This window comes from Variovorax sp. MPBD4-3 (assembly GCF_058809745.1).
Window position 1 is genome coordinate 13,930 of sequence record NZ_JBXASW010000061.1, and the last position, 21,864, is coordinate 35,793.

25 protein-coding genes and 1 tRNA gene are annotated in these 21,864 nt (G+C 66.7%); 13 read left to right on the forward strand and 13 right to left on the reverse strand.

What is annotated here, in order from left to right:
* Positions 1 to 3 precede the first annotated feature (3 nt).
* The 4 genes from AC1RVW_RS25630 to AC1RVW_RS25645 form a co-directional block, all read right to left on the reverse strand.
* Positions 4 to 336: a DMT family transporter gene (locus tag AC1RVW_RS25630; RefSeq protein WP_493203383.1), complete on the reverse strand. Its 333-nt coding sequence runs from the start codon at positions 334 to 336 to the stop codon at positions 4 to 6.
* Between the two features lie 121 nt (positions 337 to 457).
* Positions 458 to 1,981 (reverse strand): tripartite tricarboxylate transporter permease, encoded by a 1,524-nt coding sequence (locus tag AC1RVW_RS25635; protein ID WP_081270908.1) that lies wholly within the window; start codon positions 1,979 to 1,981, stop codon positions 458 to 460.
* Position 1,982: 1 nt separating this feature from the next.
* On the reverse strand, positions 1,983 to 2,519 hold the full coding sequence (locus tag AC1RVW_RS25640) for a tripartite tricarboxylate transporter TctB family protein (RefSeq protein ID WP_081270909.1): 537 nt from the start codon (positions 2,517 to 2,519) through the stop codon (positions 1,983 to 1,985).
* Positions 2,520 to 2,658: 139 nt separating this feature from the next.
* Positions 2,659 to 3,618 (reverse strand): Bug family tripartite tricarboxylate transporter substrate binding protein, encoded by a 960-nt coding sequence (locus AC1RVW_RS25645; RefSeq protein WP_081270910.1) that lies wholly within the window; start codon positions 3,616 to 3,618, stop codon positions 2,659 to 2,661.
* 131 nt (positions 3,619 to 3,749) lie between these two features.
* On the opposite strand from AC1RVW_RS25645, the gene AC1RVW_RS25650 reads away from it, so the two are divergent.
* From AC1RVW_RS25650 to AC1RVW_RS25670, 5 genes are all read left to right on the forward strand, one after another.
* Positions 3,750 to 4,430, forward strand: coding sequence for a response regulator transcription factor (locus tag AC1RVW_RS25650; RefSeq protein WP_106934817.1), 681 nt, complete (start codon positions 3,750 to 3,752; stop codon positions 4,428 to 4,430).
* A complete protein-coding gene (locus tag AC1RVW_RS25655) occupies positions 4,427 to 5,857 on the forward strand; it encodes a sensor histidine kinase (protein WP_081270912.1) in 1,431 nt (476 codons plus the stop codon). Before AC1RVW_RS25650 ends, AC1RVW_RS25655 begins: the two co-directional genes overlap by 4 nt.
* Positions 5,858 to 5,875: 18 nt before the next feature.
* Positions 5,876 to 6,310: an RNA-binding S4 domain-containing protein gene (locus AC1RVW_RS25660; protein WP_081270913.1), complete on the forward strand. Its 435-nt coding sequence runs from the start codon at positions 5,876 to 5,878 to the stop codon at positions 6,308 to 6,310.
* 43 nt (positions 6,311 to 6,353) lie between these two features.
* On the forward strand, positions 6,354 to 7,160 hold the full coding sequence (locus tag AC1RVW_RS25665) for a polyphosphate kinase 2 family protein (protein WP_081270914.1): 807 nt from the start codon (positions 6,354 to 6,356) through the stop codon (positions 7,158 to 7,160).
* A gap of 123 nt (positions 7,161 to 7,283) precedes the next feature.
* Entirely contained in the window at positions 7,284 to 7,466 is a 183-nt protein-coding gene (locus AC1RVW_RS25670) for a hypothetical protein (protein ID WP_155742654.1), read from the forward strand.
* Between the two features lie 19 nt (positions 7,467 to 7,485).
* Here AC1RVW_RS25670 and AC1RVW_RS25675 read toward each other — a convergent pair whose 3' ends face one another.
* Positions 7,486 to 8,157 (reverse strand): hypothetical protein, encoded by a 672-nt coding sequence (locus AC1RVW_RS25675; RefSeq protein WP_493203387.1) that lies wholly within the window; start codon positions 8,155 to 8,157, stop codon positions 7,486 to 7,488.
* Positions 8,158 to 8,289: 132 nt separating this feature from the next.
* Here AC1RVW_RS25675 and AC1RVW_RS25680 point away from each other — a divergent pair, with 132 nt between their 5' ends.
* The 3 genes from AC1RVW_RS25680 (at position 8,290) to AC1RVW_RS25690 (ending at position 11,128) form a co-directional block, all read left to right on the forward strand.
* Positions 8,290 to 8,730, forward strand: coding sequence for a DUF3592 domain-containing protein (locus AC1RVW_RS25680; RefSeq protein ID WP_493203389.1), 441 nt, complete (start codon positions 8,290 to 8,292; stop codon positions 8,728 to 8,730).
* Between the two features lie 29 nt (positions 8,731 to 8,759).
* The gene (locus AC1RVW_RS25685) at positions 8,760 to 9,074 is read left to right on the forward strand and encodes a c-type cytochrome (RefSeq protein WP_285411794.1); all 315 of its coding nucleotides are present in this window, start codon (positions 8,760 to 8,762) and stop codon (positions 9,072 to 9,074) included.
* A gap of 146 nt (positions 9,075 to 9,220) precedes the next feature.
* A complete protein-coding gene (locus AC1RVW_RS25690; protein ID WP_493203404.1) occupies positions 9,221 to 11,128 on the forward strand; it encodes a sensor histidine kinase in 1,908 nt (635 codons plus the stop codon).
* 78 nt (positions 11,129 to 11,206) lie between these two features.
* Here AC1RVW_RS25690 and AC1RVW_RS25695 read toward each other — a convergent pair whose 3' ends face one another.
* The 8 genes from AC1RVW_RS25695 to cysS form a co-directional block, all read right to left on the reverse strand.
* Positions 11,207 to 11,515, reverse strand: coding sequence for a GNAT family N-acetyltransferase (locus AC1RVW_RS25695; protein WP_285411795.1), 309 nt, complete (start codon positions 11,513 to 11,515; stop codon positions 11,207 to 11,209).
* A gap of 33 nt (positions 11,516 to 11,548) precedes the next feature.
* Complete coding sequence (locus AC1RVW_RS25700) at positions 11,549 to 12,370, reverse strand: alpha/beta fold hydrolase (RefSeq protein ID WP_493203392.1); 822 nt, start codon at positions 12,368 to 12,370, stop codon at positions 11,549 to 11,551.
* A gap of 262 nt (positions 12,371 to 12,632) precedes the next feature.
* Positions 12,633 to 12,725, reverse strand: a tRNA-Ser gene (locus AC1RVW_RS25705).
* A gap of 27 nt (positions 12,726 to 12,752) precedes the next feature.
* Complete coding sequence (locus tag AC1RVW_RS25710; protein ID WP_081270920.1) at positions 12,753 to 14,021, reverse strand: aspartate kinase; 1,269 nt, start codon at positions 14,019 to 14,021, stop codon at positions 12,753 to 12,755.
* Between the two features lie 55 nt (positions 14,022 to 14,076).
* On the reverse strand, positions 14,077 to 15,054 hold the full coding sequence (tilS, locus tag AC1RVW_RS25715; RefSeq protein WP_493203394.1) for a tRNA lysidine(34) synthetase TilS: 978 nt from the start codon (positions 15,052 to 15,054) through the stop codon (positions 14,077 to 14,079).
* Between the two features lie 13 nt (positions 15,055 to 15,067).
* Positions 15,068 to 16,048 (reverse strand): acetyl-CoA carboxylase carboxyltransferase subunit alpha, encoded by a 981-nt coding sequence (locus tag AC1RVW_RS25720; RefSeq protein ID WP_081270922.1) that lies wholly within the window; start codon positions 16,046 to 16,048, stop codon positions 15,068 to 15,070.
* A gap of 15 nt (positions 16,049 to 16,063) precedes the next feature.
* Complete coding sequence (locus AC1RVW_RS25725) at positions 16,064 to 16,714, reverse strand: DNA-3-methyladenine glycosylase family protein (protein ID WP_106934823.1); 651 nt, start codon at positions 16,712 to 16,714, stop codon at positions 16,064 to 16,066.
* A gap of 17 nt (positions 16,715 to 16,731) precedes the next feature.
* Positions 16,732 to 18,108: a cysteine--tRNA ligase gene (gene cysS, locus AC1RVW_RS25730; protein WP_493203396.1), complete on the reverse strand. Its 1,377-nt coding sequence runs from the start codon at positions 18,106 to 18,108 to the stop codon at positions 16,732 to 16,734.
* Positions 18,109 to 18,297: 189 nt separating this feature from the next.
* Between cysS and AC1RVW_RS25735 the strand changes: the two genes are divergently transcribed.
* The 5 genes from AC1RVW_RS25735 (at position 18,298) to AC1RVW_RS25755 (ending at position 21,706) form a co-directional block, all read left to right on the forward strand.
* Positions 18,298 to 18,885: a tetratricopeptide repeat protein gene (locus AC1RVW_RS25735; RefSeq protein WP_081270925.1), complete on the forward strand. Its 588-nt coding sequence runs from the start codon at positions 18,298 to 18,300 to the stop codon at positions 18,883 to 18,885.
* A 79-nt stretch (positions 18,886 to 18,964) separates the two neighbouring features.
* Positions 18,965 to 19,558: a peptidylprolyl isomerase gene (locus AC1RVW_RS25740; RefSeq protein WP_493203398.1), complete on the forward strand. Its 594-nt coding sequence runs from the start codon at positions 18,965 to 18,967 to the stop codon at positions 19,556 to 19,558.
* Between the two features lie 27 nt (positions 19,559 to 19,585).
* Positions 19,586 to 20,098: a peptidylprolyl isomerase gene (locus tag AC1RVW_RS25745; protein WP_081270927.1), complete on the forward strand. Its 513-nt coding sequence runs from the start codon at positions 19,586 to 19,588 to the stop codon at positions 20,096 to 20,098.
* Positions 20,099 to 20,123: 25 nt separating this feature from the next.
* Positions 20,124 to 20,885, forward strand: coding sequence for a UDP-2,3-diacylglucosamine diphosphatase (locus tag AC1RVW_RS25750; protein WP_493203400.1), 762 nt, complete (start codon positions 20,124 to 20,126; stop codon positions 20,883 to 20,885).
* Positions 20,886 to 20,902: 17 nt separating this feature from the next.
* Positions 20,903 to 21,706 carry a M90 family metallopeptidase gene (locus AC1RVW_RS25755; protein ID WP_493203402.1) on the forward strand — a complete coding sequence of 268 codons (804 nt, stop codon included), beginning with the start codon at positions 20,903 to 20,905 and terminating at the stop codon, positions 21,704 to 21,706.
* The last annotated feature ends 158 nt before the right edge of the window (positions 21,707 to 21,864 follow it).

A 21,864-nucleotide genomic window follows, 5' to 3' on the forward strand; every position in this document is an offset into this window, starting at 1 on the left:
CCGCTAGCGTGCGTCCATGTTGAGCACGATCACGCCCGCGACGATCGCCGCCAGTCCGGCGATTCGGGGCAGCGTGACGGGCTCGCCGAACCACAGCATGCCGAGCACGGCGATCAGCGCGGTGCCGCTACCGGCCCAGACCGCATAGGCGAGCCCCACGCCAAGCTCGCGCACCGCGAGCGACATCAGCCAGATCGCGGCGGCATAGCAGGCACCGGTCGCGACGGACGGAACAAGGCGGGTAAAGCCCTCGGCATGACGCAGGGCGACGGTGCCGGCGACTTCTGCAGCCACGCTGGCGGCCAGCAGGAACCAGGCAAGGGTTTGGGGACTCACGGAATACCTCACGGCAACCCCGAGCCGTACCGAGCTCGGAGTGCGCGCAGGGAAAGCGGTACCCAAAAACGAAAACCGGATGCTCGCGGCATCCGGTTTCGCAGTCATGACACGAAGAGCGTCAGGCGTCCAATTGCGCCAGCCGCTTCAGCTTGCGTTCGCTCATGCGCTTGGCAAGCCGCGGCAGCACCAGCACGGCCAGCACGATGACGATCAGCGTCAGCGACATCGGGCGCTGCAGGAACACCATCGCGCTGCCCTCGCCCATCGACATCGCGTTGCGCAGCTGCGCTTCGGCGAGCGGGCCCAGGATCATGCCGACGACCACCGGCGCGGTCGGGAAGTCGAAGCGCCGCATCAGCACGCCCAAGAGGCCGATGCCGTAGAGCAGGAACAGGTCGAACGCGCTCTGGCGCATGCCGTAGGCACCCACGGTGGCGAAGATCAGGATGCCGGCGTAGAGCTGGGGCTTCGGAATCTTCAGCAGCTTGACCCACAGGCCGACCATCGGCAGGTTCAGCACCAGCAGCATCACGTTGCCGATGTACAGCGACGCGATCAGCGCCCACACCAGCGCGGCCGAGGTGGTGAACAGCTGCGGGCCCGGCTGGATGCCGTAGTTCTGGAACGCGCCCAGCAGGATGGCGGTGGTGTTGGAGGTGGGAATGCCCAGCGTGAGCAGCGGAATCAGCGCGGCGGTCACCGTGGCGTTGTTGGCGGCCTCGGGGCCGGCCACGCCTTCGATGGCGCCCTTGGTGCCGAACTCGGCCTTGGCGTCCGCGTCCTTGGCCAGCTTCTTTTCGGTCGCGTAGCTCAGGAAGGTCGGAATCTCGGTGCCGCCGGCGGGGATGCAGCCGAAGGGCGTGCCGATGGCGGTGCCGCGCAGCCACGCGGGAATCGAGCGCTTCCAGTCGCGCTTGCTCATGTGCACCCGGCTCAGCTTGTTCTGGCCCTCGACCACCTTGCCTTCGTACAGCACGGCGTAGAGCACCTCGGCCACGGCGAACAGGCCGACCGCCACCAGCACGATCTCGATGCCGTCGAGCAGTTCGGGCACGCCGCCGGTGTAGCGGCCCTGGCCCGAGATCTGGTCGAGCCCGACGCAGCCCGCGGCCAGGCCGACGAACAGCGCCGTCATGCCGCGCAGCGTGCTCTTGCCGAGCACCGCGCTCACCGTGGTGAAGGCCAGCAGCATCAGCATGAAGTATTCGGGCGGGCCGAGCTTGACCGCGAATTCGGCCACGAACGGCGCGAACAGCGTGACGATCACCGTGGCGATGGTGCCGGCCACGAAGGAGCCGATGGCGGCGGTGGCGAGCGCCGCGCCCGCCCTGCCGCTCTTGGCCATCTTGTTGCCCTCCATCGCGGTCACCATGCTGGCGGTTTCGCCGGGCGTGTTGAGCAGGATGGAAGTGGTCGAGCCGCCGTACATGGCGCCGTAGTAGATGCCCGAGAAGAAGATCATCGAGGCCGTGACGTCGACCTTGCCGGTGATGGGCAGCAGCATGGCCACCGCCACCGCCGGGCCGATGCCGGGAAGCACGCCCACGGCCGTGCCAAGGGCGCAGCCGACCAGGCACCAGAGCAGATTGACGGGAGTGATCGCCGCGGCGAAGCCCGCCATGAGTGCGTTGAAGATGTCCATGTCAGAGCCAGCCAGTCGAAGTGAGGCCGGGCAGGTTGATGGCCAGGAATTGCGTGAAGGTCCAGAACACCGGCGCCGAGATGAGCACGCCGGCCAGCAGGTCGGTCGCCCAGGTGCGCGGCGAATTCACGCCGCCCTGCCCGCTCGCGCGGCGCAGGCCCTGCACCGCCAGCACGTAGCACAGCGTGCAGCTGATGATGAAGCCGAGCGTGGTGATGAGCGCGGCGTTGAGCAGCAGCCCTGCCGACACCCAGATGAAGCCCGGCCAGTAGGCGTGCTCGGCACCCGAGGGCGCGTCGAGTTCGCGGAAGCCGCCGGTGCGCGCCTCCCACACGATCCAGGCGCCGCACAGCACCAGCACCACCGACACCAGCCAGGGCAGGAAGTTGGGGCCGACGCCGCCGTAGCCGGCTTCGGAGGAAATGCCGATCGCGCCGAACGCCAGCGCGAGGCCGGTCAGCAGCACGCCGGCGCCGACCAGGGTTTGCGGCCACGTGGCCGCGGATTGCGGCGGGGCCGAGGAGTCTGGAGTTGTCATTTTTTGCTCCCGAATCGGGCGAAAGAAAAGCCCCCTTCAAGAACACCGAGGAACCGGCTCAGCCGGGCCTCAGGTGTTGCCCCCGGTAGGGGGTAGGCGAAGCGACACGAAGTGCGCGCAGCCTGGGGGCGAGCCGATGTCAGACCATGCCGGACTTGGTCATGATGGCGCGCAGGCTCGCGAAGTCGTCGTCGACGAACTTCGTGAAGGCTTCGCCCGACAGCACGGCGGGCGTCCAGTCGTTCTTCTTGAGCGATTCGGCCCAGGACGCGCTCTTCATGGCGGCCAGCACCATGTCGGTCAGCGCCTTGCGCTGGTCGGCGGAGATGCCGGGCGCGCCGTACACGCCGCGCCAGTTGCCGATTTCCACGTCGATGCCCTGTTCCTTCAGCGTGGGCACGTCGATGCCCGGCAGGCGCTGGGCCGAGGTGACGGCAATGGCCTTCATCTTGCCGGCCGCGATGTATTCGGCGAACTCGCTGTAGCCGCTGCCGCCGATGGTGACGTTGCCGCCCAGCACGGCCGCGGTGGCCTCGCCGCCTCCGCGGAAGGCCACGTAGTTGATCTTCGAGGGGTCGGCACCGACCTTCTGCGCGATCATGGCCGCGGCGATGTGCTCGGTGGAGCCGCGCGAACCACCGCCCCACTTGACGCTGCCCGGGTCCTTCTTGAGCTGCTCGACCACGTCCTTCATGGTCTTGAACGGCGAGTTCGACGGCAGCACGAACACGTTGTATTCGGTGGTCAGGCGCGCGATGGGCGTGGCCTGCGACAGGTTGACCGGCGGCTTGCCGGTGATGATGCCGCCCAGCATGACCGAGCCCATGACCATCAGCGCGTTGGCGTCGCCCTTGGAACCGTTCACGAACTGGGCCAGGCCCAGCGCGCCGGCGGCACCGCCCTTGTTGTCGTAGGTGACGGTGTCGGCCACCTTGGCGTCGGTCAGGGCCTTGCCCAGGGCGCGGCCGGTGGTGTCCCAGCCGCCGCCGGGGTTGGCCGGGATCATCATCTTGACGTTGGCCGCGGCCCGGGCGGACAGTGGCAGGGCACCGGCGGCGGCCAGCGCGGCCAATGACTTCAGAAAGGTGTCGCGACGCATTGTTGTCTCCTGGTGCTGAAAGTAACTTGAAAGGAAGCTGACTTGAAGCTGAGTATCATGCGCCGCCCCGCTGTCAGTTGGCTGTCCGACAAACTGGGGAAAACACCGAATTCCCACCAATCCGTGCCCGTATGAAGCTGCTGCTGGTCGAAGACGACCCCTCGATGCAAATCACCCTGCAGCGCACCCTCGGGCGCCAGCGGATCGACGTGCGCGTCTGCGGCGACGGCGCCGAGGCCGTCGCCATGTGGCGCGCCCTGGAGCCCGACGTGGTGGCGCTCGACCTGAGCCTGCCCAACCTCGACGGCCTGCAGGTGCTGGCCCAGGCCCGGGCCGAGGGGCTGCGCACGCCGGTGCTGCTGCTGACGGCGCGCGGCACCGTCGGCGACCGGATTATGGGCCTGAACGCCGGCGCGGACGACTACCTGCCCAAGCCCTTCGACCTCGACGAGCTGGAGGCGCGCATCCGTGCGCTGCGCCGCCGCAGCCACGGCGTGATGACCGACATGGGGCTGAACCCCCAGCAGATCGGCGGCCTGCGCTTCGAGCCCGCGAACGGCGCCATCTACAACCGCGCCGACCTGCTCGAACTGACCCCGCGCGAACTGGCGCTGCTGAAGGCGCTGATGATGAAACCGGGCCACGCCGTGACCAAGGAGCGCCTGTTCGAGCTGGTGTTCCCCGGCGAGACCGAGGTGCAGTACGAAGCCATCGAGGTGGTGGTCTACCGCCTGCGCAAGAAGCTGGTGGGCACCGGCGCCGTGCTCATGACGATGCGCGGGCTGGGCTACCTCTTGCGACCGGAAGCATGAGGCACATTTCCTCGCTTCGCGCGCGGCTGCTGCTCGGCATCCTCGCGCCGATCGCCGTGTTCATCGTGATCAACAGCGTGAGCCTGTACCGCCAGAGCCTGGCTGCCGCCACCACCGCCTACGACCGCACGCTGCTGGCTTCCGCCAAGACCATCGGCGAGCAGCTCGACGTGGAAGGCTACGACCAGATGGCGCGGCTGCGCGCGATCGTGCCCTACTCCGCGCTCGAGGCCTTCGAGGCCGACAACCGCAGCCGGCTCTTCTACCGCGTGTCGGCGCTCGACGGCGAGATGATCTCGGGCTTCGCCGAGCTGCCGTTCTGGCGCGGGCGCATTCCGGACCGCAGCGCCTACGCGGCGCTGGTCGATTTCTACGACGCCCAGTTCCGCAACCAGCCGGTGCGCGTGGCGGTGCTGCTGCAGCCGGTGGCCAGCGCGCGTGGCCGCGGCATGGCGGTGGTTCAGGTGGCCGAGACGCTGGAGATCCGCGAGACGCTGGCGCGCAAGCTGCTGGTCGACACGCTGTGGCGGCAGTTCCTGCTGATGGGCGTGATCGCGCTGGCGACGCTGTTCGTGGTGCAACGCGCCACGCGCCCGGTACGCGAGCTCGGCGAAGCCATCGAGAAACGCGCGGCCGACGACCTCTCGCCCATCGACGCGCCCGACGCCCCGCGCGAGCTGCGCCCGCTGATTGACGCCACCACCGAAGTCATGGGCCGCCTGCAGCGGCTGCTGGACCATCAGAAGCGCTTCGTGCGCGACAGCGCGCACCAGCTGCGCACGCCGCTGGCGGTGCTCAAGGCGCAGGTGCAATCGGCGCGGCGCGGCGACGTGGCGCCGGAGCAGGCGCTCGGTGAAATCAGCCAGACCGTGGAGCGCGCCACCACGCTGGCCAACCAGATGCTGTCGCTCGCCAAGGTCGAGCAATTGCGCCAGCAGCCGGAATCGGTGGCGCTCGACCTGGGCGCCATCGTGCGGCAGATCGCGCTCGACCTGTCGCCGCTGGTGGCCGACAAGGCACTCGACTTCGAGCTGGCCATCGACGCGCCGGTGGTGGTGCGGGCCCACCAGTGGATGCTGCAGGAGCTCACGCGCAACCTGCTGCACAACGCCATCAAGCTGAGCCCGGCTGGCGCGGCGCTGCTGGTCTCTGTGCGTGCGCAGGCCGACGAGGCCGTGCTCACCGTGCGCGACGAAGGCCCGGGCATCTCGCCGGAGCTGCGCCAGCGGCTGTTCGCTCCGTTTTCGGCGGGCAGCGCGTCGAGCGGCTCGGGGCTGGGGCTGGCGATCTGCCGCGAGATCGTGCTGGCGCTGGACGGTCGCATCGCGCTCGACAACCGTGTCGCGCCCGCCACGTCGGACGGCGCCGCACGCGTGGTCGGGCTGGATGCGGTCGTGCACCTGCCGCTGTGGCGGCACAATTCCTGATATTCACTCCTGATATCCATGGAACGTCTGCGCATCGACAAATGGCTCTGGGCCGCACGCTTCTTCAAGACGCGCTCGCTGGCCGCGGAGGAAATCGGCAAGAACCGCGTGCAGGTGAACGGCGACGTCGCCAAGGCCTCGCGCGAGGTGAAGGCCGGCGACACGGTCGCCATGCGGCTGGGCACGCTCACGCGAACGGTCACGGTGCGCGGCCTCAGCGGCCAGCGCGGGCCGGCGCCGGTGGCGCAGCAGCTCTACGAGGAAACGCCCGAGAGCATCGCCGCCCAGGCCGCCTTCCGCGAACTGCGCCGCATGGGCAGCGAGCCGGCCCTGGCCATCGAACAGGGCCGCCCCACCAAGCGCGACCGGCGCGAACTCGACGGCGCGGTGCGGCACGCCGAATGGGACAGCCGCTGGAGCGCATCGATCGACGCGGACGACACGGAACGCTGATCGCTTACGCTGTGGGCTTTCTTTCTTCGAGGAGTCCCGTTGCATGGCCAGCTTCAAGAAATACCGCGTCGGCGACAAGTTCAAGCTATCGCACATCGACCCCGACGACACGCCCTTCTGCGAAGGTGACGAAGCCTCGCAGCGCGCGGAAGTCGACGCGCTCGCCGTCGAGCTCGACGAACTGCAGGACCTGCTGCACGCCGAGGGCCGGCGCAAGCTGCTGGTGGTGCTGCAGGGCATGGACACCAGCGGCAAGGACGGCACGGTGCGCTGGGTGTTCTCGCGGACCTCGCCGCTGGGCGTGCGCGTGACGGCCTTCAAGGCGCCCAACGACGAGGAGCGCGCGCACGACTACCTCTGGCGCTGCCATGCAGCAGTGCCGCGCACCGGCGAGATCATGGTGTGGAACCGCAGCCACTACGAAGACGTGCTCGTTCCGGTGGTCGAAGGCTGGATCGACAAGGCGGAAGCCAAGCGCCGCTACGCGCAGATCAACGACTTCGAGCGGCTGCTCACGGAGACCGGCACGGTCGTCATCAAGTGCATGCTGCACATCGACAAGGACGAGCAGCGCGAGCGCCTGCAGGCGCGCATCGACACGCCCGGCAAGCAATGGAAGTTCAGCATGGACGACCTGCGGGTGCGCACCAAGTGGAACGCCTACCAGCAGGCCTACCAGAGCGCCCTGGGCGCCACCTCGACCGAGCATGCCCCCTGGCACGTGATACCCGCCAACAGCAAGCGCCACCGCAACGTGATGGTCGCCCAACTGCTGGTGAAGACGATGCGGCAGATGAAGCTCAAGCCGCCGCCGCCGGACCCGGCGCTCAAGGGCATGATCATCAAATAAGGCGTGCGGCCCTTCCTTGGTGTCCCGCTTGTAAAGTGCGACTTCGCCTACGGAGCCGCGCCGAGCGGCCCACTAAGCTGGGCCGCGTACCAATTCAGGTGCAACCCAAAGAAGGACTCCAACATGAAAAAAATACTCTTCGCACTTGCAGCCTGCATGCTGGCCTCCACTGCCGCCATGGCCCAGCCCATGCCGCCGCGCCACGGGCCCGGCTATGACCGGCCGCATCACCGTCCGCACAAGGTGTGGGTGCCGGCGCACCGCGAGCATGGCCGCTTCGTGCGCGGCCACTATGTCTGGCGCTGAGCGCCGCTGACACGATGGCTCAGGAGCGGCGGATCAGCGCCTGGGCCAGTACGCGGCACTTGCCGAACTCGCATCGCACCGCCCAGGTGGCACCGTTGTCGCAAGGCACGTTGTAGGTTTCGTAGCCCGGGCCCTTGGCCGTGAGTTCGGCGCGCGGCTGCAGGTTGCAGCGCCCAGCCTTGGCCAGCTTCTCGACGTTGTAGGTGTCGACACCGGTACGGCGCGGCTTGTAGACGATGGCCGGGTCGAAGGTGTTGCCGTAGAAAGAGTCGCGCACGTTGGGATCGAGATTGCGATAGCCGCGCTTGGCCATGCAGTGGACGATTGCGATCTGCTGGTGCTCGGCGATCAGCGTGGCCGAGGGCTGCCCCGCATAGTCGACGGCCGAGGTGCCGATGCCGGCCACCGCGAAGCCTGTCGCCATGCCCTGGCTGTACCACGTGACCAGCCCCAATCCCACGGCGGCCCACATCAGGTCGGTGTTGGCCTCGCTGCGCGCGATGATGCGCGTGGCTGCCTCGCGGCAGGCGCTGACGTCGCTCGCGTAGCGCGCCTTGTCCACGCCCTCCATGGCGACCATCGGCACATAAGAGAGACCGGTCCCCGTTCCGGGTTCGGTCGGCGTCATCGGCTGGCTGGCACAACCAGCCAGTGCGACAGCGACGGCCGCAATGCTCAGCAGGAACTTCATGGGAATCCCTCGTCTTCTAACGATTGTTCGCAGGATTTAACCATACATATAGTTACTCCTGAATCGCCTTGTCGCGAATGAACGACGCCTGGCATTTGCGACGATGCAGCGATTCCTCCAGCCGGCAGACCCATGAAGTTCGAGACATTCGCCAAGTACCTTTTCGCGCTCATCGGCGTCGCCCTGCTCGGGCTGTGCGGCTACCTGGCCTTCGGCAAGCTGAGCTTCATTGCCTCCGCCGACCGCGTCCAAGGCCAGGTGGTCGAACTCCAGCACGTGCGCAGCGGCAACAAGAACAATACCGACGGCACCTGGCGGCCGCTGGTGCGTTTCAGGGCACCGTCTGGCGCGCTGATCGACTTCACCACCTCGAGCAGCAGCGGAACGCCGCGCTACGAAGCCGGCGAGAGCGTGCAGGTCTATGCCCAGCCCTCGAACCCGGCCAATGTGATGCTCGACGACGCATTCGAACTGTGGGGCGGACCGGCCATGGCAGGCATCATCGGGGGAGTCTTTCTGCTGTTCGCGGAAATCCTGCGGCGCATCCAGCGCGACCAGAAACCGGGAACCTGATCTTTCCATTCCGCCGAGCTTTTCCATCGATGCATCTCCTTCCCGCCTGGCTCATGCTTGCGGCGATCACCGCCACGGCCCAGACGCCGCCCGCCGACCTGGCCCGCAAGAACGGCTGCCTGTCGTGCCACGGTCTGGTCCACAAGCAGGTGGGCCCGGGTTTCGCGCAGATTGCCGAGCGCTACCGCAACGATGCCGAAGCACCCGCCCGGCTGGCCGGCAAGATCCGCGATGGCAGCGTCGGCACCTGGGGCCGCGTCATCATGCCGCGGCAGGCCCACGTGACGGAAAACGATGCACGGGCGCTGGCCCAATGGGTGCTGTCCCAGCCTGCGCCTCGTTGAAACCGCCGGGCCTTTCTCAAGATTGGTAACAAAGAGCGAGAATGGGTTACATACGCGGCGCGTCGGATTTGGACGCCCCACCTGAACGCTCTGCCTTGAACTCCCGTCCCGCGCCTTTCTTCGCCAACGTGGTACTCGTGCTGTCGATGACGCTGCTGGCCGTCATCGGCGCCTTCTTCGGCGGGATGTCCGGCCTGCAGCAGTCCAGGGCCGCGCTTCACCTGGAGCGCGCCGACTGGCAGGTCGAGGACACCTCGGGCTTCAGCACGCCGCCCCCGCGGCAGCAGGCAGGCGACCTGCCGGATGCCTGGAACCCGATCCGGCTGCCGCTGGCCCTGCCCATCGCGCTGCTGCGCCAGGCCGATGGCGACGCCACCGTCGGCACGTCCAGCGCGGCCCGCCCGACGCGCATCACGTGGCTGCGAGTTTCCACGCGCCACCTGCCCTCCTCCAACGGCCCCCTGGCGCTGTACGGCGCCCGCATCAAGACCGACGGCACCATTGCCGTCTACGCCGACGGCCGCCTGGTGCACCGCGCCCAGCAACTGGGCCCGCTGTGGAACAGCACGCGCACGCCGCTGTGGGTCGAACTGGACCGCGGCCCCGCCAGCACGCCGCCGCAGGAGATCCTCATCCGCCTGGAACACTCGCGCAACACGCAGGTGGCGGTGTCCTCGCTGTGGCTCGGCCCCGTCGAGACGCTGCGGGGCCGCCACGGCCTGCGCCAGTGGCTGCAGCAGGAGCTGCCGGCGATGCTCAGCGCCTCCTTCATGGCCGTGGGTGTGTTCGCGCTCTTCGTCTGGTTCAGGCGCCCCGGCGAAACCGGCTACCTGCTGTTCTTCAACCTGTCGGCCACCTCCTTCATGCGGGGCCTGCATTTCTACGTGGGCCAGCCGATCGCCAACGACTGGTTCGCGTGGCTGACCGTCAATTCGCTGTTCTGGCTGGTGCTGGTGGTGCATTTCTTCCTGCGGCAGCTGCACCAGCGCCCGCTCAGGTGGCTGACCTGGGCCGTGGTGCTGGCCACCACCGCGGTCGGCGTGCTGACCATGCCGGGGCTGAACCTGGTGCAGAACACCCCGCGCGTGACGCCGCTGATCTATGCCGTGGCGGCCCTCATGGGCGCGGCCGTCTGCCTGGTCGGCGGCGTCAGCGCGTGGCGCCGCTCCACCGAGGGGCGGCTGGTGGCCGCCGGCATCGGCATCTGCGTGCTGCTGGGCATCACCGACTGGCTGCTGCAGAACAACTTCATCAGCCCCGAGGGCTGGTACCTGGGCGCCTACACCAACGCCGTGACCTTCAGCGTGTTCGGCGTGCTGATGTACCGGCGCTACGTGCATGCCATCGGCGCCGTGGAGCAACTGAACGACAGCCTAGCCGAGCGGCTGCGCAAGCGCGAGGCCGACCTCGAGCTGAGCCACCAGCGGCTGCGCGACGTCGAGCGCCTGCGAACCATCAGCGACGAGCGCCAGCGCCTGATGCAGGACATGCACGACGGCCTGGGCTCCTCGTTGATCAGCGCGATCCGCTCGGTCGAGGGCGGCGGCATGAGCGACGAGAAGATCTCGCAGATCCTCAAGAGCTGCCTCTACGACTTGAAGCTCACGCTCGATTCGCTGGAGCCGGTGGAAGCCGACCTGCTGCTGCTGCTCGCCACCCTGCGCTACCGGCTGGAGCCGCGGCTCGAAGGCACCGGCGTGTCGCTGCGCTGGGAAGTGCAGGAGCTGCCCGCCCTTGAATGGCTCGACCCGTCGAGCGCGCTGCACATACTGCGCATCGTGCAGGAGAGCATCTCGAACATCCTGCGCCATACGCGCGCGACCGAGATCCGTGTCGAGACCGCGCTGGACGGCGCCGGCGTTCGCGTGACGATCGAAGACAACGGGCAGGGTTTCGACGTCGACAAGGTGCTGTCCTCGCCTTCCGGCCGGGGCCTGCAGAACCAGCGGCGGCGGGCGCGGTCGATCCAGGGCACCATCAGCTGGGAATCGCGCCCGACGGGCACGCGCTTCATGCTGTGGCTGCCGCTGGCGCGCGAGGCCGTTGGGGCCTGAGGAACTGCAGCGGGCCTTCGACGGCCGGAAGCTGATGTCGTCGCCGAAGACCGCGTAAGCCGGCTCTTCGCAGGCCCGTCAGAGCCCGAGCAGCTTGCGCCCCTCGTCGGCAAGCAGGTCGTGCGTTTCCGGGTGCGACCGCATGTACGCGGCGAACACCGGGCACTGCGCAATCACGCGCAGCCCGCGTTCGCGCGCCGACGCCAGCCCCGCCAGCACCAGTTGCTTCGCGATGCCCTGGCCCTGCAGCGCTTCAGGCACCAGCGTGTGGATGAAGGTAATGACGTCGCCCTCAAGCGAGTAGATGGCCACCGCGCGCTCCCCCTGCGATTCGTATTCGAATCGATGCTTCGCGGGGTTGTCGTGAACCGTGCTGGAAAGGGTCATGGGAGATCTCGATGCGGGGCGGAGGGCGCTGGCTCAGCCCTTGATGAACGCCAGCAGGTCGGCGTTCACCTGGTCGGCGTGCGTGTTGCAGGTGGCGTGCGGCGCGCCGGCATAGACCTTGAGCTGGCTGTCCTTGATCATCTCGGCCGCGAGCTTGCCGGTGGCCTCGAAGGGCACGACCTGGTCGTCGTCGCCGTGGATCACCAGCGTGGGCACGTCGATCTTCGCCATGTCGGGGCGGAAGTCGGTTTCCGAGAACGCGGTCACGCAGTCGATGGTGGCCTTGAGCGAGGCTTGCAGCGCGATCTGCAGCGTCTGCTTGAACACGCCCTGCGACACCTTGGCGCCGGGGCGGTTGGTGCCGTAGAAGACCGTGCTGAAGTCGTCGAGGAACTGCGGGCGATCGGCCGCCAGACCGGCGCGGATGCCGGCAAAAAGCGAAGCGTCGGGGCCCACGGGGTGGTCGGCCGTCTTCATGAACAGCGGCGTCACGGCGCTGATGAGCGCCAGCTTGGCGATGCGCGACGAGCCCTTGCGTGCGATGTAGCGCGTGACGTCGCCGCCGCCCATGGAGAAGCCCGCGAGGATCACGTCCTTCAGGTCCAGCTTCTCGATCAGCTCGGCGATGTCGTCGGCGAAGGTGTCGTAGTCGTAGCCCGTCCACGGCTGGCTCGAACGGCCGAAGCCGCGGCGGTCGAACGCGATGGCGCGGTAGCCGCGTTCCGCGAAGAACAGCATCTGGGCGTCCCACATGTCGGCGCTGAGCGGCCAGCCATGGCTGAAGAGAATGGGCTGGCCCGAGCCCCAGTCCTTGTAGTAGAGCTCGGTGCCGTCGCGCAGGGTGAGTGTGGTCATGGTTGTGTCCTTTGGGTCGAGGTGGCGTGAAGGGAAGAAAGAAAAGAACCGATGCCGACAACCGCACAGCCCGTGAATTCGATTGAACTCATGATGGGTGAGGGATGAAGTTTCTTCGGCATGGAATGAATCTTCGGGCTTCGCACCCGCGCCGTCGGCGAAACCTTTTGCCGTCTGCCATCGAATTTTTTGAATGTTCGGCCGAGGACTTGCGGACGCAAAAACAAAAAAGCCCAGCAGCGTGAAAGCTACTGGGCTTGATTGGCGGAACCGGAGGGATTCGAACCCTCGATGAGGCTCTACACCCCATACTCCCTTAGCAGGGGAGCACCTTCGGCCACTCGGTCACAGTTCCTGAAAGAAGCCACGATTATGCCATTACTTAGGCGCTCGGTTGATCCAGATCGAACGCTTTATGCAGTGCGCGCACCGCAAGTTCCATGTATTTTTCGTCGATCACGACCGAGGTCTTGATTTCGCTGGTCGAGATCATCTGGATGTTGATGCCCTCTTCGCTCAGCACGCGGAACATCTTGCTGGCGACGCCCACGTGGCTGCGCATGCCGATGCCCACGATGCTGACCTTGCAGATCTTGGTGTCGCCGACGATCTCGGTCGCGCCCAGCGAAGGCATCACCTTCGACTGCAGCAGGTCGACCGTCTTCGCGTATTCGTTGCGATGCACGGTGAAGCTGAAGTCGGTCTTGCCGTCCTTGCTCAGGTTCTGGATGATCACGTCGACTTCGATGTTGGCGTCTGCCACGGCACCGAGGATGTGATACGCGATGCCGGGCTTGTCGGGCACGCCGAGCACCGAGATCTTGGCTTCGTCGCGGTTGAATGCGATGCCGGATACGACGGCTTGTTCCATGTTTTCGTCTTCCTCGAAAGTGATCAGCGTGCCGGACTTGGCCTCTTCATTGATGTCGATGTCCCACGGCGTGAAGCTCGAAAGCACACGCAGCGGCACCTTGTACTTGCCGGCGAATTCCACCGAGCGGATTTGCAGGACCTTGGAGCCCAGGCTCGCCATTTCGAGCATTTCCTCGAAGCTCACGGTCGTCAGGCGGCGCGCGTCGGGCTCGACGCGCGGGTCGGTCGTGTAGACGCCGTCGACGTCGGTGTAGATCAGGCATTCGTTCGCCTTCATGGCCGCGGCGATGGCCACGGCCGAGGTGTCGCTGCCGCCACGGCCGAGCGTGGTGATGTTGCCGTCGTCGTCCACGCCCTGGAAGCCGGTGATGACCACCACCCTGCCCGCGTTCAGGTCGGCCATGACGCGCGCATCGTCGATGCTTTCGATGCGGGCCTTGGTGTAGGAGTTGTCGGTGCGCACCGAAACCTGCCAGCCGGCGTAGCTGACCGACTCGACGCCCTCCGCCTGCAGCGCGATGGCCAGCAGCGCCGACGACGCCTGCTCGCCGGTCGAGGCCAGCATGTCGAGCTCGCGGTTGTGCGCCACGCCGGGTTTGCTGGGCGCCAGTTCCTTGGCCAGGCCGAGCAGGCGGTTGGTCTCGCCGCTCATGGCACTCGGAACCACGATCATCTGGTGGCCTGCGCGCGCCCACTTGGCGACGCGCTTGGCGACATTCTTGATGCGCTCGGTCGAGCCCATCGACGTACCGCCGTATTTGTGAACGATCAATGCCATGGGTGAAATCAGAGAAAAGAAAAGGGCCGCTTGAAAGGCGGCGCCCTGCAAGCTGTCAGAGCAAAGTCTTCGGCGAGGGCGGGGCATTGTACCAATGCAGGAAATCGCCCTTCCGCTCGATGAATCCCGCGGCCACCTTGAGGTGGATCCGGTGGCCGCGCGTGGTGCAGGCGCGGACCTGGCTGAGCAACTGGTCGAGCTGCGCCGCACTGGGGGCGCCGCCGTGGGCCTGCATCAGCCAGTGGCGCAGCACATTGGCCTGCCGGGCATGCGACAAAGTCTGCAGCGTCGCGATGCGCGGCGGGTTGCCCACCGTCTCCATGTCTTGCGCTGCGAGCTCGTCCAGCAGTTCCTGGGCCTGGGCGGCATGGCCGATGCTGCGGGCGAAGGTGGCGCGAAACTGCGGAAAAGCCTGCGCCAGCGCCGGGAGCACCACGGCGCGAATCCGGTTGCGGGTGTAGCGCGCGTCGCCGTTGGTCGGGTCTTCGATCCACGGCAGGCCGCGCCCGGCCAGCCATTCACGGATGTCGGCACCTGCCACGGCCAGCAGAGGGCGATGGATTTCCAGCCCGCCCCGCTGCGCGCGCGCCGGCATCGCGGCCAGCCCCGGAAGACCCGCACCGCGCGAAAGCGCCAGCAGCAGGGTTTCGATCTGGTCATCGGCATGGTGGCCCAGCGCTATCGATTGGATAGCCGGCGCGCTCCCGTCCATGCGCGCCATCTCGGCAAACGCGCTGTAGCGGGCACGGCGGGCCGCATCCTCCGGGCTGTCTCCGCGCGCATGCCGCGCATCGACGCGATGCACGCGCAGCGGCACGGCCAGACGTTCGCAGACGTTCAGGCAATGCCGTTCGAAGTCGTCGGCCGCGGCCTGCAGCCCGTGATGCACGTGGAAGGCGACAACCTCGCCCGGCCGGCGCGCCGCGCAGGCGGCCAGCAGGGCCGTGGAATCGGCACCGCCGCTGAACCCCACCGCCAGCGGCCAATGCGCCGGCTCGAACGCGGCCATGGCGCGTTCGAAAGCGGAGTCCATGGCGGAGGCTGCGTTACCTGCCGTTGTCGGCCTTGGTGTCGTTGAAACGGCCGTAGCTCTGCAGGCGCTCGTAGCGGCGCTCCAGCAGTTCCTTCGGCTTCAGGTCGCTGACCTGGCGGAAGGCGTCGTTGAGCGCGCGCTTGAGGAACGCGGCCATCTGGCGATGGTCGCGGTGCGCACCGCCGACGGGCTCGTTCACGATCTTGTCGACCAGCCCCAGCGCCTTGAGGCGGTGCGCGGTGATGCCCAGTGCATCGGCCGCTTCCTGCGCCTTGTCGCTGGTCTTCCACAGGATGGAAGCGCACCCCTCGGGGCTGATCACCGAGTAGATCGAATACTGCAGCATCACCAGCTGGTCGCCGACCGAAATGGCCAGCGCGCCGCCGGAGCCGCCCTCGCCGATGATGGTGACGATGATCGGCACCTCGAGCTGCGCCATTTCGAAGATGTTGCGGCCGATGGCTTCCGACTGCCCGCGCTCTTCTGCGTCGATGCCGGGGTAGGCGCCGGGCGTGTCCACGAAGGTGAACACGGGCAGCTTGAACTTCTCTGCCGTCTTCATGAGGCGCAGGGCCTTGCGGTAGCCCTCAGGCTTGCTCATGCCGAAGTTGCGCGCGGTGCGCTCCTTGGTGTCGCGCCCCTTCTGATGGCCGAGCACCATGCACGGCACGCCGTTGAAGCGCGCCAGGCCTCCCACGATCGACAGGTCGTCCGCAAAGTGCCGGTCGCCATGGAGCTCCACGAAATCGGTGAAGATCTCGTTGACGTAGTCGAGCGTATAGGGGCGCTCCGGATGCCGGGCGATCTTGGTGATCTGCCAGGGCGTCAGGTCGCTGTAGATGTCTTTGGTGAGCTGCTGGCTTTTCTTGCCGAGCTGATCGATTTCTTCAGAAATGTCGACCGCCGATTCGGTCTGTACATAGCGCAGTTCTTCGATCTTTGTTTCGAGTTCAGCAATGGGCTGCTCGAAGTCGAGGAAGGTTCGTTTCGCCAACGTCTTCTCCTGTGTTCAATATGCGACTGGAACCGGGTCCAGTGATCGCCAAATATACCAAGTCGCCACGCTGCAATACGGGGCCCACGCCACGGCCACGTCGCGGGCATCGCTGCGGCTGACCGGATCGCCCGAAAAATAATTGACGCTGATGCCGTTGAGCAGCCCCAGGTCGTCCACAGGCAGCACGTTCGGGCGCATCAGGTGGAAGATGAGGAACATCTCGGCGGTCCAGCGGCCGATGCCGCGGATGGCCACGAGCTCCTCGATGATGAGCTCGTCCGACATGTCCTTCCACGAATCGACGTGCACCAGGCCCGAATCGAAGTGCAGGGCCAGGTCGACCAGGTACTCGATCTTGCGTGCCGAGAGGCCCGCACCGCGCATGTCGTCGACCTTGAGCTTGAGCACGTTGGCCGGCGTCAGCTTGCGGGGCAGCGCCGCGAACTTGTCCCAGACCGTCTGCGCCGCCTTCACCGAAATCTGCTGGCCGACCACGCTGCGCGCCAGCGTGGTGAACGCGTCGCCGCGCGACTCCAGGCAGGCGTCGCCGAACTTCGGGATCAACCGCTTCATGACGCGGTCTTTCTTGGAAAGGTGCTTGCACGCCTCTTCCCAATAGTCCGGCGTATAGATCTGTACGCTGGACTTCTTGGTGGCGGGCATGGGGTTCGTCGTACCGTTCACTGCGCGGCCGCCCAGGTGGTTCCCGTGGGCGAGTCCTTGAGCACGATGCCCTGCTCGAGGAGTTCCTGGCGAATGCGATCGGCTTCGGCGAAATTCTTCGCCGCCTTGGCATCGGCACGCTCGGCGATGCGGGCCTGGATGGCCGCGTCGTCCAGCGTGCTGCCGGCCTGCAGGAACGCCCGCGGATCGCCCTGCAGCAAGCCCAGCGAACCGGCCAGCGCCTTCAGCAGGCCCGCGGTTTCGGAAGACTTGGTGCGGTTGACTTCGCCGGCCAGCTCGAACAGCACGGCAATGGCTTCGGGCGTGCCGAAGTCCTCGTCCATGGCGGCCTTGAAGCGCGCGGCATAGGGCTGGGTCCAGTCGATGGCCACTTCAGCCGGCGCAACGAGATCGAGCGCGGTGTACAGGCGCTTGAGCGAATTGCGGGCGTCGTCCAGGTGCGCGTCGCTGTAGTTGAGCGCGCTGCGGTAATGCGTGCGCACCAGGAAGAAGCGCAGGCTCTCGGCGTCGTACTTCTGCAGCACCTCGCGGATGGTGAAGAAGTTGCCCAGGCTCTTGGACATCTTCTCGTTGTCCACGCGCACGAAGCCGTTGTGCACCCAGAAGCGCGACAGCGGCTTGCCGTTGGCGCCTTCGCTCTGGGCAATCTCGTTCTCGTGATGCGGAAACTGCAGGTCGGCGCCGCCGCCGTGGATGTCGAAGGTCTCGCCCAAGGTCGCGCAACTCATGGCCGAGCACTCGATGTGCCAGCCCGGCCGGCCGGTGCCATAGGCGCTTTCCCATTTGGCGTCTGCGGGCTCGGTCGGCTTGGCGGCCTTCCAGAGCACGAAGTCGAGCGGGTCCTGCTTGCCGTCGAGCACGGCCACGCGCTCGCCCGCATGGAGTTCGTCGAGCGACTTGCCCGACAGCTTGCCGTAGCCCGGGAACTTGCGCACCGCGTAGTTCACGTCGCCGTTCTCGGAGCGATAGGCCAGGCCCTTCTGCTCCAGCTTCTGGATGATGCCGAGCATCTGCGGCACGTACTCGGTGGCGCGCGGCTCGATGGTGGGCGGCTCGATGCCGAGCGCGCCGATGTCCTCGTGCATGGCCGCGATCACTTCGTCGGTCAGCTGGCGGATGGTGATGCCGCGCTGCACGGAGCGAGCGATGATCTTGTCGTCGATGTCGGTGATGTTGCGCACATAGGTCACGGCATAGTCGCTGGCGCGCAGCCAGCGCTGCACCACGTCGAACGCCATCATCATGCGGGCGTGGCCGATGTGGCAGAAATCGTAGACCGTCATGCCGCAAACGTACATGCGCACCTGTCCGGGTTGCAGGGGGGAGAATTCCTCCAATTCACGCGACAGCGTGTTGTAGATGCGCAGACTCATGAGATTCGGAAAACGTCGCTTCGCGCACGTGAGGCACGGGCGAACGACGATGTTTTTCAGGGGTGACGGGGGCTGTGGTCGCGAGGGGTTGGACATGGCCCCTCGGCTACAATGCAACCTAGTATAAACGGCTGCTGCCGAGTATCTCCCGGGTGTTCCCCAAGCCCGCACTTCCCACTCCGAGGCTTCATGAAGCACGCCGCTTTCTCCAGACTCTCCCTTGCTTTCGTCCTGCTGTTCAGCCTGTGGGGCGCCGCGCACGCCAACGAGTATGACGACGTGAACACGCTGCTGCGCCAGGGCAAGCCGGCCGAAGCGCTCGCCAAGGCCGACACCTACATTGCCGGCAAGCCGCGCGACCCGCAGATGCGCTTCCTGCGCGGCGTGATCCTCACCGAGCAGAACAAGCAGGACGAGGCCATCGCCGCCTTCACCCAGCTCACGCAGGACTTCCCCGAGCTGTCCGAGCCCTACAACAACCTCGCCGCGCTCTATGCGTCGCAAAGCAAGTTCGACCAGGCGCGCTCGGCGCTCGAACAGGCCATCAAGCTCAATCCGAACTACGCCACCGCGCACGAGAACCTTGGCGACGTGTACGCCCGCCTCGCGGCCCAGGAATACGTGCGCGCCCAGCAGTTCGCCAGCACCAACCCGAGCGTCGCGCCCAAGCTGGCGCTGATCCGCCAGATCTTCACGCCCAAGACCGAAGCCGAGGCCGCCGCGCTGCCCGCGGCGCCGGTGGTCATCCGCAAGCCGGTCGGCCGCACCAGCAAGTAAGCGAGCGAGGTCTCCCGCGCGACGGCGACCGATTCGTCGTGCGCCCCCCGCTCTCCCCCATTCGCACACGGAGCATCACTTGACGATCCACGCACTCTCCCGATTCAGCCGCCGAAGCGCCCTCGTGCTGGCCGCCGCGCTCACGTTCGCCGCCACCGGGCATGCTCAGACCGCCTCCCCGCGCGTCAAGCTCGCCACCTCGGCCGGCGACATCGTGGTCGAGCTCGACGCCGCCAAGGCGCCGAAGTCGGTGGAGAACTTCCTGCAGTACGTCAAGGACAAGCACTATGACGGCACGGTGTTCCACCGCGTCATCGACGGCTTCATGATCCAGGGCGGCGGCTTCACCGCCGACCTGAAGCAGAAGCCCACCCGTGCGCCCATTCCGCTGGAGGCAGGCAACGGCCTGAAGAACGACAAGTACACCATTGCCATGGCCCGCACCGGCAACCCCGATTCGGCCACCTCGCAGTTCTTCATCAACGTGAAGAACAACGACTCGCTCAACGCACCCAACCCCGACGGCTACGGCTACACCGTGTTCGGCAAGGTCGTCTCCGGCACCGACGTGGTCGACAAGATCCGCGCCGTCCAGACCGGCAACAAGAGCGGCATGCAGAACGTGCCGGTCGAGCCCGTCACCATCAAGTCCGCCACCGTGGTGGCGAAGTAATCCGTTTTCCGAAGAAGGAGTCCCCCAATGAGCAACCCACAAGTCGAACTGCACATCAAGAACTACGGCGTCATCACGCTCGAACTCGACGCCGCCAAGGCGCCCAAGTCGGTCGAGAACTTCGTCTCGTACGTCAAGAAGGGCCACTACGACAACACGGTGTTCCACCGCGTGATCCCCGGCTTCATGGTGCAAGGCGGCGGTTTCGAGCCCGGCATGAAGCAAAAGCCCACCGGCGCCGAGATCGAGAACGAAGCCAACAACGGCCTGAAGAACGACAACTACACCGTCGCCATGGCCCGCACCAGCGCGCCCCACTCGGCCACGGCCCAGTTCTTCATCAACGTGTCGGACAACGGCTTCCTGAACCACACCGCGCCTTCGGCCCAGGGCTGGGGCTATGCCGTGTTCGGCAAGGTCATTGCCGGCACCGAAGTGGTCGACAAGATCAAGGCCGTGAAGACGGGCCGCAAGGGCTTCCATGACGACGTGCCGCTCGAAGACGTCGTGATCGAGAAGGCCGTCGTCACTGCAGAGTGATCGCGAGCCCCCGGTGGCGGCAGCGATGACGGTGTTCAATGAACTGGTGGCGCCCGCCACCTGGCGCACTGTCGACCTGATCTCCGACCTGCACCTGCAGGCCGGCGAGCCCGCCACTTTCGAGGCTTGGCAGGGCTACCTGCAGACCACGCCGGCCGACGCGCTGATCATCCTCGGCGACCTGTTCGAAGTATGGGTCGGCGACGATGCCGCCGCCCAGCCCGGCTTCGAGGCGCAATGCGCCGAACTGCTGCGCCGCACGGCACAGCGGCTGCCGGTGTACTTCATGCACGGCAATCGCGACTTCCTGGTCGGACCCGCACTCGCGGCACGGTGCGGCTTCACGCTGCTCGACGACCCCACGGTGCTGGTGCTGCATGGCCAGCGCTGGCTGCTAAGCCACGGCGACGCCCTCTGCCTCGAAGACACCGACTACCTCAAGTTCCGCGCCCAGGTGCGCACGCCCGCGTGGCAGGCCGCGTTTCTCGCGCGCCCGCTCGAGGAGCGCCGCGCGCTCGCGCGTTCGATGCGGGTGCAGAGCGAAGACCGCAAGCGCGATCCCTCCGTCGTCTGGGCCGACGTCGACACCGCCGCCGCGCGCCAATGGCTGCGGCAGGCCCAGGCCCACACGCTGGTGCACGGCCACACGCACCGCCCCGCCGACCACGACCTGGGTGAAGGCATGCGCCGCATCGTGCTGAGCGACTGGGACGCAGCCGCGCATCCGCCGCGCGCGCAATTGCTCTGTCTTTCCCCCGCCGGCGCCCAGCGCGTCGACCTGCGCTAGCCGCGCCGCCGCCGCCGATGTTCAAGTGGCTGCGCCGGTTGCGCGCCCTGCCCCCGATTCCCGATGCCGCATGGCAGGCGGTGCTCATGCGCTACGCCTTCCTCGCCGATCGCCCCGCCGCCGACCTGCAAAGGCTGCGCGCCCTCACCGCCGAGTTCCTGCGCGACAAGGAATTCCACGGCGCCCGCAACTTCAGCATCACCAATGAGGTGGCGCTGGCCATCGCCGCGCAGGCCGTGCTGCCGGTGCTGCATCTCAAGGGCGGCCTGGCCTGGTACGACGACTTCGTCGGCATCGTGGTGCACCGCTCCGAGGTCGTGGCCCGCCGCAAGGTGGTCGACGACGCGCAGGTCGTGCACGAGTACAACGAAGTCGTGGCCGGCGAGGCCATGGACCGCGGCCCCGTCATGCTGAGCTGGGACGACGTGCTCGCGAGCAGCATCACCTCGGACCGCGGCTACAACGTCGTGATCCACGAGTTCGCCCACAAGATCGACATGCGCAACGGCGACGCCAACGGCTGCCCGCCACTGCCCGCCGGCTTTGCCGGCAAGCGCAATGCGCGCGAGGCCCGCGCGGCGTGGATGGCCGTGATGAAACCCGCCTACGAAGACTTCCGCGAAAAGACCATCCTGGCCGAACGCTTCGGCGCCGAGCCGCCCTGGCTCGATGCCTACGGGGCGACATCGATCAGCGAGTTCTTCGCGGTCGCCTGCGAGGCCTATTTCGTGAACCGCCCGAATTTCAGCCGGGACTTCCCCGAAGTGCTCGCGATCTTCGATGAATTCTTTCTGCCTAAAAGGCCCCAATCCCAAGCCTGATCTCGATTTTTTGCTATTTATTCAATAGCGCTCCAGCCTTTACCATTGACGGGTTATCAACTCGCAAAAAAGGTAAACAACATGAGGGATTGGCTCTATCAACTCACTGGCAAGGCATGGCTCGCGCTGGTGATCGGCATCGGGATTCTGGGGTGGGC